General features: G+C 64.4%; 17 protein-coding genes. 7 read left to right on the top strand and 10 right to left on the bottom strand.

Going from position 1 to position 13,242, the window contains the following annotated elements:
• Positions 1-51 precede the first annotated feature (51 nt).
• From P9217_RS26720 to P9217_RS26685, 8 genes are all read right to left on the bottom strand, one after another.
• On the bottom strand, positions 52-477 hold the full coding sequence (locus P9217_RS26720) for a hypothetical protein (protein ID WP_067319480.1): 426 nt from the start codon (positions 475-477) through the stop codon (positions 52-54).
• Between the two features lie 248 nt (positions 478-725).
• Positions 726-1,754 (bottom strand): peptidoglycan -binding protein, encoded by a 1,029-nt coding sequence (locus P9217_RS26715; protein WP_067319478.1) that lies wholly within the window; start codon positions 1,752-1,754, stop codon positions 726-728.
• A 1-nt stretch (position 1,755) separates the two neighbouring features.
• Positions 1,756-2,775 (bottom strand): MotA/TolQ/ExbB proton channel family protein, encoded by a 1,020-nt coding sequence (locus P9217_RS26710; RefSeq protein ID WP_067319476.1) that lies wholly within the window; start codon positions 2,773-2,775, stop codon positions 1,756-1,758.
• A gap of 105 nt (positions 2,776-2,880) precedes the next feature.
• Positions 2,881-3,573, bottom strand: coding sequence for a hemolysin III family protein (locus P9217_RS26705; RefSeq protein WP_067319474.1), 693 nt, complete (start codon positions 3,571-3,573; stop codon positions 2,881-2,883).
• 194 nt (positions 3,574-3,767) lie between these two features.
• The gene (locus tag P9217_RS26700) at positions 3,768-4,568 is read right to left on the bottom strand and encodes an inositol monophosphatase family protein (protein ID WP_067319472.1); all 801 of its coding nucleotides are present in this window, start codon (positions 4,566-4,568) and stop codon (positions 3,768-3,770) included.
• Between the two features lie 25 nt (positions 4,569-4,593).
• Complete coding sequence (efp, locus tag P9217_RS26695; protein WP_067001754.1) at positions 4,594-5,160, bottom strand: elongation factor P; 567 nt, start codon at positions 5,158-5,160, stop codon at positions 4,594-4,596.
• Between the two features lie 131 nt (positions 5,161-5,291).
• Entirely contained in the window at positions 5,292-6,278 is a 987-nt protein-coding gene (locus P9217_RS26690; RefSeq protein WP_278088321.1) for a tetratricopeptide repeat protein, read from the bottom strand.
• A gap of 175 nt (positions 6,279-6,453) precedes the next feature.
• Positions 6,454-7,101, bottom strand: coding sequence for a thiamine phosphate synthase (locus P9217_RS26685; protein WP_095799967.1), 648 nt, complete (start codon positions 7,099-7,101; stop codon positions 6,454-6,456).
• Between the two features lie 225 nt (positions 7,102-7,326).
• Between P9217_RS26685 and P9217_RS26680 the strand changes: the two genes are divergently transcribed.
• The gene (locus P9217_RS26680; RefSeq protein ID WP_095799764.1) at positions 7,327-8,055 is read left to right on the top strand and encodes a class I SAM-dependent methyltransferase; all 729 of its coding nucleotides are present in this window, start codon (positions 7,327-7,329) and stop codon (positions 8,053-8,055) included.
• A 30-nt stretch (positions 8,056-8,085) separates the two neighbouring features.
• Here P9217_RS26680 and P9217_RS26675 read toward each other — a convergent pair whose 3' ends face one another.
• Positions 8,086-8,544: a GNAT family N-acetyltransferase gene (locus tag P9217_RS26675; RefSeq protein WP_095799765.1), complete on the bottom strand. Its 459-nt coding sequence runs from the start codon at positions 8,542-8,544 to the stop codon at positions 8,086-8,088.
• Positions 8,545-8,735: 191 nt separating this feature from the next.
• On the opposite strand from P9217_RS26675, the gene P9217_RS26670 reads away from it, so the two are divergent.
• Positions 8,736-9,506 (top strand): sulfite exporter TauE/SafE family protein, encoded by a 771-nt coding sequence (locus P9217_RS26670; protein ID WP_095799968.1) that lies wholly within the window; start codon positions 8,736-8,738, stop codon positions 9,504-9,506.
• Positions 9,507-9,546: 40 nt separating this feature from the next.
• On the opposite strand, the gene P9217_RS26665 is transcribed toward P9217_RS26670, so the two are convergent.
• Positions 9,547-10,098: a DUF2269 family protein gene (locus P9217_RS26665; RefSeq protein WP_278088160.1), complete on the bottom strand. Its 552-nt coding sequence runs from the start codon at positions 10,096-10,098 to the stop codon at positions 9,547-9,549.
• A gap of 519 nt (positions 10,099-10,617) precedes the next feature.
• Here P9217_RS26665 and P9217_RS26660 point away from each other — a divergent pair.
• From P9217_RS26660 to ruvA, 5 genes are all read left to right on the top strand, one after another.
• Entirely contained in the window at positions 10,618-11,148 is a 531-nt protein-coding gene (locus tag P9217_RS26660) for a DUF1465 family protein (protein WP_095824088.1), read from the top strand.
• A 208-nt stretch (positions 11,149-11,356) separates the two neighbouring features.
• Complete coding sequence (gene ruvC / locus P9217_RS26655) at positions 11,357-11,869, top strand: crossover junction endodeoxyribonuclease RuvC (RefSeq protein ID WP_067001770.1); 513 nt, start codon at positions 11,357-11,359, stop codon at positions 11,867-11,869.
• Positions 11,870-11,922: 53 nt separating this feature from the next.
• Positions 11,923-12,192, top strand: a complete 270-nt coding sequence (locus P9217_RS26650) for an AbrB/MazE/SpoVT family DNA-binding domain-containing protein (RefSeq protein ID WP_067319466.1) — start codon at positions 11,923-11,925, stop codon at positions 12,190-12,192.
• Positions 12,170-12,589, top strand: a complete 420-nt coding sequence (locus tag P9217_RS26645; RefSeq protein WP_278088159.1) for a type II toxin-antitoxin system VapC family toxin — start codon at positions 12,170-12,172, stop codon at positions 12,587-12,589. The genes P9217_RS26650 and P9217_RS26645 overlap by 23 nt, the downstream gene beginning before the upstream one ends.
• A 10-nt stretch (positions 12,590-12,599) precedes the next feature.
• Positions 12,600-13,220, top strand: coding sequence for a Holliday junction branch migration protein RuvA (gene ruvA, locus P9217_RS26640; protein ID WP_095799766.1), 621 nt, complete (start codon positions 12,600-12,602; stop codon positions 13,218-13,220).
• Positions 13,221-13,242: the final 22 nt, after the last annotated feature.

The following is a 13,242-nucleotide window of genomic DNA, read 5'->3' as shown; positions in this document are numbered from 1 at the left end:
GCCAGATCGTCCCTTCCTGGTCTCGAAACGGCAGTCGCGGCCCGAAACCGCTCAGCCGTTCGGATAGTGACCGCCGTCGGCGCCGTCGCCCATCAGGAAGCCGCTGCCGGTATCGGTTCTCAGCTTCTGGTCGACATTGTCGAGACGGCGCAGCAGATCGTGATATTGCGCAGCCGGAATCCTGCCGTGATCCGAAGCGGCTACGTGCTCGGCCACCTGGCTGATGTGCGCGGCGCGCATATGCAGTTGCTGCGCTTCCGAGGCCGAGATGTCGTTTGCTTGCCGCGCGTCGGCGATGCCCTGATCCACACCCTGGACCTGCTCGATCAGGCTGGTCACCCGCGGTCCGGTGAAGTCGGTTGGATCGGTTGCGTCGAGAGCGCCCTTGTGATGTCCGGCGGCGTAGGCGCCGGCGAGCGGAGCGGCAATCAGAATCGCGGCGAGAGTTGCAGTCTTGAGAGATGTCAAAGCGCGCATGACGGCGCGTCCTCCTGCTGGGGAAGGAGCGGCCATCCCGCTCTGCTTCCGAGCTAGTGGGCCGTCCGGTTCCGTCGCGTCGCGATGGGAGGCATCGCCGGCGGTTCCCGGCCCTGCGCAGCAAATTAGGGCCTCCAAGTCGCCGAGTGTAATTAAAAAAAGATAATGTTTTCAGGCCTTGCCGGCGAGCTTCTGCGCGCTAGAGTTGAGCCTGCGAACAAATTCGCGTGAGTTCGCGTGATGCCGGATCAACGTTCGGTGAGCTTCAGTTCAATTCGGCGATTCTTGCTGCGCGCCTCATCCGTGTCGGCCGGATCGAGCGGCTGGAATTCGCCGAAGCCGGCGGCTACCAGCCGGTTCGCCGGCACGCCGTTCTCGATCAGGAACTTCACCACCGAGGTCGCACGGGCGGTCGACAGCTCCCAGTTGTCGCGATAGCGGCCGGTGCCGGACAAGGGCTTGTTGTCGGTGTGGCCATCGACGCGCAGCACCCAGCTGATCTCGGGCGGGATTTCCCTCTGCAGCTCGATGACGGCATCGGCGAGCTTCTTCATCTCGACCTTGCCGGCATCGTTGATCTCGTCGGAGCCGGTCGGGAACAGCACTTCCGACTGGAAGACGAAGCGGTCGCCGACGATGCGGATGTTCTCGCGGTCGGCGAGGATCTCGCGCAGTCGGCCGAAGAAATCGGAACGGTAGCGGTTGAGCTCCTGGACGCGCTGCGCCAGCGCCACGTTCAGGCGGCGGCCGAGATCGGCAATCTTGGTGTTGGACTCGCGGTCGCGCTGCTCGGACACGTTGAGCGCGTCCTCGAGCGCCGCGATCTGCTTGCGCAGTGCGGCGATCTGCTGGTTGAGGATCTCGACCTGGCTCAGCGCTTGCTGGCTGATCTGGCGCTGGTTGCTGAGTTCGCCGGACAGCGCGTCTGCCCGCTTGTTGGCCGCGTCGCCGGCGCCGGCACCCTGCTCCAGCAATTGCTGAAGACGGCTCTTTTCCGCCTCCGCCGCCGACAGCGAGGCCTGCAGATTGGCGAGCGTATCTTCCTTGTCCTGGCTGTTCGAGCGCTCCAGCGCCAGCAACTGCGTCAGCTCGTTGATCTGCGAGTTGAGGCGGCTGAGCACCGTGTCCTTGCCGGAGATTTCGCGGCTGAGCAGGAATTGCGCCAACACGAAGACCGTCAGCAGGAACATGATGGCGAGCAGAAGCGTCGACAGCGCGTCGACGAAGCCGGGCCAGTAGTCGATGCGGCGATCGGCGCGCCGCCTTGCCAGCGCCACGTCAGTGCACTCCGGTCTTCTTCAGGGCGTCAGCGATCTTTTCCAGCGTGTTGCGCATCGCCTTCTGTTCGTCCGACTGCGCCTCGACCCAGTCGCGCATGATCTGCTGTTCGGAGCGCATGTTCTTGACCAGTCCGGAAATGCCGTCCGCCAGGTTGGCCATGGCGGTGGCGACGCGCGGGTTGGAGCCGCCGCCGTTTTCCTGCAGGCTGCGCAGCCGTTCCGACAGCAGGCGGATCTCCTCCGACGGCTCGGCGCGCGCCGATTCCGACACGACGATATCGGACGAGAGATCGGTGACCGAGGACAGCCAGTTCTCGAGCTCGGTGTAGAAGCGGGTCTGGGCGCGGCCCGCCTGCAGGTCGAGGAAGCCGAGCACCAGCGAGCCGGAGAGGCCGAACAGCGAGGACGAGAAGGCCGTGCCCATGCCGGCGAGCGGCGCCGAGAGGCCCTGCTTGAGCGCGTCGAGTACGGCGGCGGCATCGCCGCTGCCGGGGTCGAGCGCCTCGATCGTCTCGCGGATTGAGGCGATGGTGTTGAGCAGGCCCCAGAAGGTGCCGAGCAGGCCGAGAAACACCAGCAGTCCGACAAGATAGCGCGAGGTGTCGCGGCTTTCATCGAGGCGCGTGGCGATGGAATCGAGCATGGTGCGCATCGAAGAGGTCGAGAAGGCGATCGTCGACGAGCGGCCGATCATCGCCTTCATCGGCGCCAGGAGCACCGGCTCGGTGGTCTCGGAGCCGGCGCGGAAGGAGTTGACCCAGCGCACCTCTCTGAACAGCCGGCCGACCTGGGCGAAGGCGAGCAGGATGCCGACGGCGAGCACGCCGATGATCAGCCCGTTGAGGCCGGGATTGCTGGAGAAGGCGGAGGAGATCTGGCGGGTGAGGATGGCGGCGATGAAGGCGACGATGACCAGGAAGATCACCATCGTGAGCAGGAAGACCTGCGGGCTCGACAGTTTGTGTGGATCGTAGACCAGGACATCCGAGCGCCTGCCGAAGGATCTGAGAAAAGCCATCCGTGCCCCGTTTCCGATGCCACCCGCCGCAGAATTGCCGCGACTCTAAACGGAATTGTGACCAAATTGAATGGTGCTTGACAATATCGCCCCGCGCGGGTCGTTTCAAAAACGGCTGATGACCAGACAGTCGACCATGGCGGCCAGGTGCAGCCCGGCGCCGGTGACGACGAAGCCATGCCAGACGGCATTGTGGAAGCGCAGGCCTTTCCAGGCAAAGAAGATGACGCCCAATGAATAGACGATGCCGCCCGCGACCAGCAGCATGACGGAGGCAGGCGGCAGCGTCGCGGCCAGCGGTCCGGCGAGCACGACGCCGCTCCAGCCGATGGCGAGATAGAAGAGGATCGCCAGCCGGTCGTAGCGCCCGGGCAGGAACATCTTGATGGCGATGCCCATTGCCGCCGCGCTCCACACGATAACGATCATCGGCATGGCAAGCGCGGACGTGTGGAGCTGGGCCAGGAAAGGCGTGTAGGTGGCGGCGATCAGCAGATAGATCGCGGCATGGTCGAAGCGGCGCAGGATCCACTTCGCCGGCCACGAAATCGGCCACAAATTATAGGCCAGCGATACCGACAGCACGGTGAGCAGCGACACAACGTAGAAGACGGCGGCGACATACTCACCCGGGCCGGAATGGAAGGCGGCTAAAGCCAGGAAGGCAGAGCCGGCGGCGATCGCCAGCACGATGCCCACAGCATGGACGATGCCATCGGCGATCATCTCGGCGCGCGAATAGTGCCAGCGGCCGACAAAGGGGATTTCGATCGTTGTATTTGCGCGAGCGTCGTTCATGAATGATCCTGCAACCATAATCTGGGCAGTCGCGGATCAGTATTTCAAGCTTCGGTTGCGGTTTTGCGACGAGCGCGCTGCGCGTCCTTTCGACGCGCAAAGGAGGCTGCAGCCCTTTGATTTGCGCTTATCCGTTCCGAACCGGAGGTCAGCGAAATCGATTCCCGATTTCGGGGTGATGCGATAGGGGCGCTTCAGCGCGCAGCCAGCGGCTTCTTTACCGTCTTCAAGAGGGCGCGTTGGATAAGCTCGTTGCCGGCGACGATGGAGCCGGCCTCCAGCATGTCCTGCCCGCCATCCATATCCGAAACGAAGCCGCCCGCTTCACGGATGAGCAGGGCGCCGGCGGCGATGTCCCAGGCCGAAAGGCCGGTTTCCCAAAACCCGTCCATGCGGCCGGCCGCGACATAGGCGAGATCGAGCGAGGCTGAGCCAAGGCGGCGGACGCCGGAGACCTCGGCCATGACATTGCGCAACTCGATCAGGAAATTGCCGTGCTGGCCGCGCCCAAGATGCGGCACGCCGCAGCCGATCACGGCATCGGTGAGCTTGGCGCGTCCGGCGACGCGCAGCCGGCGGTCGTTCATGAAGGCGCCGCCGCCGCGCTCGGTGGTATAGAGCTCATCCATGGCCGGATTGTAGACGACACCGGCGACGATCTGGCCCTGGCGCTCGAGCGCGATCGAGACCGCGAAGAGCGGGATGCCGTGGAGGAAGTTGGTCGTGCCGTCGAGCGGGTCGACGATCCAGCGATGCTGGCCGTCCTCGCCGTCGACGGCGCCGCGCTCCTCCATCAGGAAGGCGTAGCCCGGCCGCGCCTTCGACAGTTCGGTAAAGACGATCTCTTCGGCCTTGCGGTCGGCCTGGCTGACATAGTCGCCAGGCCCCTTCATCGAGACCTGCAGGTTCTGCACCTCGCCGAAATCGCGCGACAGCGACCGGCCGGCCTTCATCGCGGCCTGGACCATGACATTGAGGAGAGCGGAACGCGCCATTCTTCTTCTTCCTGTGTTGGCCGTTTTATTCTGCGCGACGCACGTAAGTGATCTCGTTGGTGTCGACGATGATGCGCTCGCCGGCCGAGATGAAGGGCGGCACCAGAACGCGGACACCGTTTTCCAGCACTGCAGGCTTGTAAGAGGACGCCGCCGTCTGGCCCTTCACCACGGGGTCGGCCTCGGTGATGGTCAGCGTCACCTGGTCGGGCAGCGAGATGCCGATCGGCCGCTCCTCGTAGAGCTGGACCGTGACCATCATGCCGTCCTGCAGGAAGGCGGCGCGCTCGCCGACGAAATCCTTGTTCAGTTCGAGCTGCTCGTAGCTTTCGGTGTCCATGAAAACCAGCGCGTCGCCCTGCTCGTAGAGGAAGGAGAAATCCTTCATCTCCAGCCGGATCTGCTCGACGGTCTCGGCCGAGCGGAAGCGCTCGTTGAGCTTGGTGCCGTTGATCAGGTTCTTCAGCTCGACCTGGTTGTAGGCGCCGCCCTTGCCGGGCTTCACGGTGTTGGTCTTGACCGCGACCCAGAGGCCGCCGTCATGCTCGATGACATAGCCGGGACGGATTTCGCTGCCACTGATCTTGGCCATGTTGAACTGATCCGGAATGAGATTTTTGGCGCGGAGCGCGCTTTGGCGCCTCCAAGACCACAAATCGCATTGAGTGGCAAGGGAGGCGTCACGAACGCTCATGGAGATGGCCGCTGCCGTGAGCCGTCTTTTCAGGGCAGCCGGTTCGCCCTCTGCAGCGCCTGCTTGGTCTGACCGTCGTCGAGGCCCTGCAGGAAATCGTCCATCTGCGGGTCGATCAACCCGGCGCGCCGGGCGACGATATACCAGGCTCCGGCCAGGATCAGATCGGGGTCGGTACCGATGCCGCCCATATAGAGTTTGGCGAGGCGGTTCTGGGCGGCGACATTGCCGCCTTCGGCCGCGCGCCTCATCCAGGCAAAGCCCGATTTCAGGTCGCGATCGCCGCCGCGCCCCTCGATCATCCATGCGGCGAGGTCAAGTTGCGCGGTGTCGTAGTTCTGCCGGGCGGCCTGCGCCAGCAGGGTGCGTGCCTTGGCGTCGTCGCGCGGTTTGCCGCCGGCGCCGTTGGCGTAGATTTGCGCCATCGCATATTCGGCGTCGGCAAGGCCGGTACTGGCGGCGCGCTCATAATACACAGCCGCCTTGGCGATGCCGGCATCGCCCGGATCCTGCTGGACGAGCAATTGGGCGAAGTTGAACTGGGCCAGGCGGTTGCCCGCCTCGGCGGCGGCCTGCATCAGCGCATAGGCTTCCTTGGCGTCCTTCTTCACATAGCGTCCGTCGAGCAGCATCAGCGCATATTGGAACTGCGCCTCCGGCACGCCCTGCTCGGCGGCGAGCCCATACCATTTCGCGGCCTCTGCCGCGTTGAGTGGCACGCCCAGCCCACGCGACAGGATCTCGGCGACCAGTGTCTGCGCCGCGGGGTCGCCGTTCTTGGCCCGCACCATGGCAAGGTTGTAGGCGGTCTTATAGAGGCCGCGCTGGAAGGCGCCGTAGGCGGCGTCGGGGAGCTTGGCGCCGAAGCGATCGGGATTGATGGTATCGGCCGATGGCGGTTGAAGCGTTGCCGGCTGTGGCAGCGGTGTTTCGATCGGCTTATCGGCATGGGCCGCGCCAGTATTCGGGGCGGCAGCATTCGGGGCGCCGGTATTTGGGGCGCCTAAATTCGGAATGCTTGTATTCGAGGCGCCGCTAGCAGGGGCGCTTGTATCCGGCGCGCCCGTGTCGGGTGTGGTCGTGTCCGGTCTGGGCTGCGGCACCGGCGGGGTCTCGGCGGCCAGCGCAGCGGCCGCCTGGATCGTCAAGGCAGCGGCCAACGCCGCGAAGGAAAGCCGGGGCCAGCGCACGTCAGTCCTCGAAGCGCGGCGCGATTTGGTCGAGCAGCGCGTTGGCCGCGGCGACCGCCGCGCGCGGATCGAGTCCGTCGGCGAAGACGGCGCTGGAGAGCGCCACGAACTCGGCGCCGGTGGCTGCTACCGTTTCCACCGACGCAAGCTCGGAGCCGGCCATGACGATGCAAGGAATCTGGATCATCTGCGCCCACCATTCACCGAGAGCGAGATTGCGGTGGTGCGGCTCGGGCTTGTTGTCATAGCCGAAGCGGCCGAAGAACATGTAGTCGGGCCGCTCCTCGCCGAGCTCCAGCGCCTCGTCGCGGGTCTTGGCGCCGCCCGCGCCGACCATCATCCTGTCGGCCAAGCGCTTAATCGTTTCGGCCAGTTCCTGGCGGTTTGCCTCGACATGGATGCCATCGGCATGGACGCGGCCGGCGATGCGGCTGTCGCCGGCGATGATGACGGCGACGCCGGCGGCCTGCGCGATCGGCACGATCTTCTCGGCGAAGGCCTGGAAGGCGGCGTCATCCATGCCGTTTTCGGGCAGGATCAGCGAGGCGACGTCGCCGCCGTCGAAGGCGGTGCAGATGTGCTCGGGAGTCACAAGCGGCGGCGCGATCAGCACGATTCGGCAGCGATTGGGCGGGGTTGCTTCATTCATCGGTCTTCGATCCCGGTTTTCGCCTATGCCGGGCGAACATGGTGGCATTGCGGCATAGAGCAAAGCGTCCGGCTTGAACAGGAGGCGGGCGAAGATCGCCGCTGAAAAGCGTCGCGGCAGCAGCGGCTTGCGCAATCTTCAAGGACTGACAGACGGCCTGTTGAAGCTGCTGATGGACGCTAACGAAACGACCGCTAGGTTAGCAAGCGAAAGCACGGGAAGAGCATGGCGCAAAATATCTACGACAAGGCCGATTTCTTCGAAGGCTACAGCCGTCTGCATCGTTCGGTGGAAGGGTTGGACGGCGCGCCCGAGTGGCCGGTTCTGCGCGCCATGCTGCCGAAGGTGGGTGGTCTAAGCATCGTCGATCTCGGTTGCGGCTTCGGCTGGTTCTGCCGCTGGGCGCGGGCGCAGGGAGCCAAGCAGGTTCTGGGCCTCGACCTGTCGGAAAGGATGCTCGCCCGAGCACGCGCCGCCGGCTCCGACGAAGCCATAGCCTATGAGCGCGTCGACCTCGACGAGCTGAGCCTGCCGAAGGCGCGCTTCGACCTCGCCTATAGCTCGCTTGCCCTGCATTATGTCAGCGATGCCGCGCGGCTGTTCGCGACGGTTTACCAGGCCCTGGTCCCTGGCGGGTTCTTCGTCTTCTCGACGGAGCATCCGATCTTCATGGCTCCAAGCAATCCGGGCTGGTCCGTGGACGCCGCAGGAAGGAACGTCTGGCCCGTCGATCAGTATCTGGTGGAAGGGCCGCGCACGACCGACTGGTTCTCCGAGGGCGTGGTGAAGCACCACCGCACACTCGGCACCACGCTCAACAACCTGATCCAGGCCGGGTTCACCATCGGCCGCGTGGAGGAATTCTGTCCAACTGAAGGGCAGATCGCCGCCAGGCCTGAACTGGCCAAAGAGGTCGAGCGGCCGATGTTTCTTCTGGTTCAGGCGCGGCGATGAGAGGTCGCCGGCATCGCCGGCGCGGGTGCGTCAAAGATCCAGCTTGTAGCCGATGTGGCTCGGCTTGAAGCCGACCCGTTCGTAGAAGCGGTGCGCGTCGAGCCGGCTCTTGTTGGTCGTCAGTTGCACCACCCTGCAGCCGCGCTCGCGGCATCTTTCGATCGCCCATTCCAGCAGGCTATGCCCGAGCCCCTCTCCGCGCCGGCTCGCCGCGACGCGCACCGCCTCGATCTGGCCGCGCCAAGCGCCCTGCAACGACAGGCCTGGGATAAAACTGATCTGCAAGGTGCCGATGACTTCGGCGCCGTCCGTCATCACCGCCAGGAAATGGTTCGGGTTGCCGTCTATGGTCGCGAAGGCGTCCTGATAGGCTTGCGCCAAAGGCACGCTTGCATTCTCGCGGGCGCGGCCAAGCGCGTCATCGGCAAGCATCGCGACGATCGCCGCAAGATCGGCTTTGTCCGCGCGGCGGATCAGGACTTCGCTCATCGTCAAACCTTGTGCTGGGCGGGTGACCTTATGCATGGCCCGCCGCCAGCCGCAAACTCGGCAGGCTGGATTACGGACAGTTGATCGCGCCGACCGGCTGGCGGGGCGCTTCGGCTATCGCGGTCTTTCGCTTTCTGGTCTATTGCAAGTCTCCCGCCATCCTCCAGCCGTTTCTTGTCGCCGTATCTCCCATGTCAGGCCTGCTCAGCGATCCCTGGTTCTATGCCGCCGCCATTCCGGCGGTCATCCTCGTCGGCCTGTCGAAGGGCGGCTTCGGCGGCGCCGTAGGCTTCGTCGGCGTGCCGCTGATGGCGCTGGCCATCCCGCCGGTGCAGGCGGCGGCCATCCTGCTGCCGATCCTTTGCCTGATGGACATCGTTTCGGTGTGGACATGGTGGGGCGTCTATGATCGCAAGATGCTGGTCGACATGATGCCCGGCGCCGTCATCGGCATCGGCCTCGGCTGGCTGACGGCGGCCCTGGTGACGGAGGAAATGGTGCGGCTGATCGTCGGCGCGGTCGCGCTGGTCTTCGTCCTGCGCTGGATCTATCTGCAGTTTCGCCACGGCGCCGACCACGAGGTGGAGCCGAACCGCATCGCTGCGGCGTTCTGGGGCATCGTTGCGGGCTTCACCAGCTTCGTCGCCCATGTCGGCGGCCCGCCCTTCCAGGTCTACGCGCTGCCGATCCGGCTCGACCCGAAGGTGCTGTCAGGGACGGCGGCGATCTTCTTCGCCGCTACCAACGCGCTGAAGCTCATTCCCTATTTCGCGCTTGGCCAGTTCGACAGCGCCAATCTCACCGCATCGTTTGCGCTGATGCCGCTGGCGCCGCTTTCCACCATCGCCGGCGCCTGGCTGGTGCGCCGCATGCGGCCGGAGGTGTTTTATCCGTTCACATACGCGACGGTGGCGGTGGTGGCGCTCAAGCTGCTCTGGGATGGTATTGCGGGCCTGATGTGATGGGCAGGGCGGCGCACCGGCGCCGCCCGCTACAGAAGGATCAAGCGGCGCTCGGCACCAGCTGGCGGCCGCCGCCAAGCGCAAGCGCTGCGCCGGACGCGATCACCAGCACCATGCCGGCGAGGATGCCGATGTCGTGAAGCGTAGGCTTCAGCACCATGTCGGCGATGATCACCAGCATCACCGCGTAGTCGAAACGCGCCCAGCGCATCATGCGCTGGCCGATGGCGAGAACCGCCGGCGTCACGCCTTCCTTGGCGACCATGGCCCCCCTCCGCTCGCCGGTCGGCTTGAAAACGAGCATGCCGATCGAGAAGGTCGTGGCGTAGCCGACAAGGCCGATGATGATCCACAGGTCGGAAAAGCCAACCCAGAAGCCGCACATGATCAGGCCGAAAATCAGGGTGAGCATCGACATCGGCGCGAAGAAGCGGCCGCCGAGCTCGCCGCTCGCCCGCATCGCTTGCAGCTTGTCCTGGATGTTGCCGGCGCGCTCGGCGAGCACGCCGAGCAGGAACAGGACGAAGCCGCCGCCGACCCACAGGATGGCCGAGACGACGTGAAGGAATTTGACGATCGAATACCAGTCCATGGTGTGCTCCTGCATTTCTTGATCGGTGACGGCGTCGACTGCGCCAGCCCAGAGGAGCGGGCGTTTAGCGCGGAGCGTGTTTCGAAACGATGTCGCGGCGGCGGGGCCGATGTTTCGGCGCCACCATATGCATCCAGGGCTTGATGGCGCGGGAGGAGTCGGGCCGTCCCGTTCCGGCACAGGAAAAGTCCGTTCGCTTGAAAATTCTGCGCGGCGTTAAGGCTTCATTAAGCTTTACAGGCGTTTACTAGGACCATCCAGTTTGTCTGGATTCTTACCGAGTGGTTGGAGCCACTTTGTTTGACGCCTCCCTGTTAAACTCCTGAGAGCCGCCTTATCCGCGGCTCTTTTTTTGCCCGTTGGCCGCCGGCGGGCAGCGCGCCTCGGCGTTAACCGTTTGTTAAACATGCGCTTGCCTTCATGGGCATCGAAGCGCATTTTCAAGCCTCAGTCGTTTAAGGGTGCAGGCCGTATCGGCAAGGATGCCGAATCGGCTTGCGGCAGTGCAGGGGCGTATCGATGAACGAGCCTTCGAAGGGCAGCGCGAAAACCATAAAGCTCGCGGAACGCCGGGTTTTCTCCCAATCCTTCAAGCCGCTTTACCAGGAGGGCATGGGCCTGGTCGAACAGGCGGCCGAATATCTTGACGGCAAGGGCAGGCTCGAAGCCAAGAAGCTGTCGCGCACGGCGGCGACGCTCTATGCGGCCGAATCGATGCGTCTTACCACGAGGCTGATGCAGGTCGCCTCCTGGCTGCTTTTGCAGCGCGCGGCCAATTCCGGCGAGATGACCCGCGACCAGGTCGCCTCGGAAAAATCCAAGGTGCGGCTCGATACCGCCTCCGCGCATGACGAGGCGCTGGGCTGGAGCGAATTGCCAAAGGACTTCCTGGACCTGGTGAGCCGGTCGCTGCGCCTGCAGGCGCTGGTGAAGCGCATGGACGAGGAGATCTACGGCGGCGCCATGAACGACACGCCGGCCGCCACCCGCCGCGCCAACCCGGTCTCCGATCAGATCAGCTTGCTGAACACGGCCTTCGCCCGCGGCTAACAGGCTGCTCCGCACGCTCTGATGGCCATCTGGCGCCGTTTTTTGCGCGTCCGGTCCTCGCGTACCAAAGCACGCTCCGCACCGGTTCTTGAAAACGCCGCCATATGACTCATCGGACCGAATTCTGAAGCACCCCGCCCTGCACAGGCTGTTTCTGGTTTGTTCACAATTCACTGGCATCGCCATGCGCCGCGGTTAGACTTGGCGCATGGGGGAAGCGATTCGCATCATCGGCATCGATCCGGGCCTGAGGCGCACCGGCTGGGGCATCGTCGAGAGCCTCGGCAATTCGCTGCGCTTCGTCGCCTCCGGCACCGTGCGTTCCGACGACAAGGCGCCGCTCGCAACAAGGCTCTGCCAATTGCATGATGGGCTCGCCGAGGTGCTGCACCAGGCCATGCCGCACGAGGCGGCGATCGAGCAGACCTTCGTCAACAAGGATGCCACAGCGACGCTGAAGCTCGGCCAGGCGCGCGGCATCGCCATGCTGGTGCCGGCGCGCGCCGGGCTGGCGGTCGCGGAATACGCGCCCAACGCGGTCAAGAAGGCGGTGATCGGCGTCGGTCACGGCGAGAAGAAGCAGATCCATATGATGGTGAAAGTGCTGATGCCGAAAGCGGTGTTCGAGACCGACGATGCCGCCGATGCCCTGGCCATCGCCATATGTCATGCGCATCACCGTCAAAGCGTCGCCTACCGAATGGCGGCGCTGGCCGGGTAGTGTTCTTGACTTGTTCTCATTTGCGCAGTAAGTAATACCTTCGGAGTATTACCATGCGTGTGACCACCAAAGGGCAAGTCACGATCCCCAAACAAATAAGGGACCACTTGGGCATAGGCCCGGGTTCGGAGGTCCAGTTCGTGGCTACGGACGAGGGCGCCCGGCTTGTCGCCGTCAACGAAAACATTTCGGAGGAGGAAGCTGCCCGCAAATTCAAAGAGGTCCTCGGCAAGATGGAGGGGACGCTGGATTTGGGCGGCATGACGACGGACGAGTACATGGAGTGGTTGAGGGGACCACGTGAAAATCTCGACGTTGATTGACACAAACGTGCTCATTGACGTCTGGGGTCCGGCTGGGCCGCTGACGGAATGGTCTTCGTCCGCGATTATCTCCTGCGGACGCGATGGCGCGTTGGTCATCAACAGCATCGTCTGGTCCGAGCTTGCTCCCCTTGTTGCTTCCGAAGCAATGCTGAGGAAAGCAGCCGAGAGGCTTGAAATGGATCGCGAGTTTTTGCCCTGGGAAGCCGCATTCTTGGCTGGGGTGGCACATTCCCGTTATCGGCGGGCCGGCGGTGTTCGAGAGCGGACCTTGCCGGATTTTTTCATTGGTGCTCATGCGGCCGTTGCTGGTCACCGCCTATTGACGCGCGACGCTCCTCGCTATCGCAGCTATTTTCCCGACCTCGAAATCGTCTCTCCGGAAACGCATCCATGAAGGCCAGGACATGATCGGCAAGCTGAAGGGCACGCTGGATGAGATCGACGAGGATTCCTGCGTCGTGGACGTGCACGGCGTCGGCTATGTCGTCCATTGCTCGGCTCGCACGCTTGCCGCGCTGCCGTCCCCCGGCGAGGCGGTGGTGCTGTTCATCGAGACCTATGTGCGCGAGGACATGATCCGGCTATACGGCTTTCAGACCCCGCTCGAGCGCGAGTGGTTCCGCCTTTTGATGAACAATGTGCAGGGCGTCGGCGCCAAGGTGGCGCTGGCCGTGCTGTCGACGCTGGCGCCGCCCGACCTCGCCAATGCGATCGCGTTGCGCGACATCGCCATGGTGTCGCGCGCACCGGGCGTCGGCAAGAAGGTGGCCGAGCGCATCGTCACCGAATTGCGCACCAAGGCGCCGGCCTATGCGGGCGCCGCCACCGGCACGATCGGCCTCAAGCAGGAGCTTGGCGAAGGCGTGGCGGCAGCACCCATCACCGACGCGGTCTCGGCGCTGGTCAATCTCGGCTATTCGCGCGACATCGCCGCCAATGCGGTGGCCACGGCCCTAAAGTCGGCCGGCGAAGGGGCGGACGCCTCGAAGCTGATCCGCTTCGGCCTGAAGGAACTGGCGCGGTGAGGCGGCGCTTGTCCCGGTCCTT

This window comes from Mesorhizobium sp. WSM4989 (assembly GCF_029625795.1).
Taxonomy (GTDB): Bacteria; Pseudomonadota; Alphaproteobacteria; order Rhizobiales; family Rhizobiaceae; genus Mesorhizobium.
This window is presented reverse-complemented; position numbering and strand designations above follow the sequence as displayed.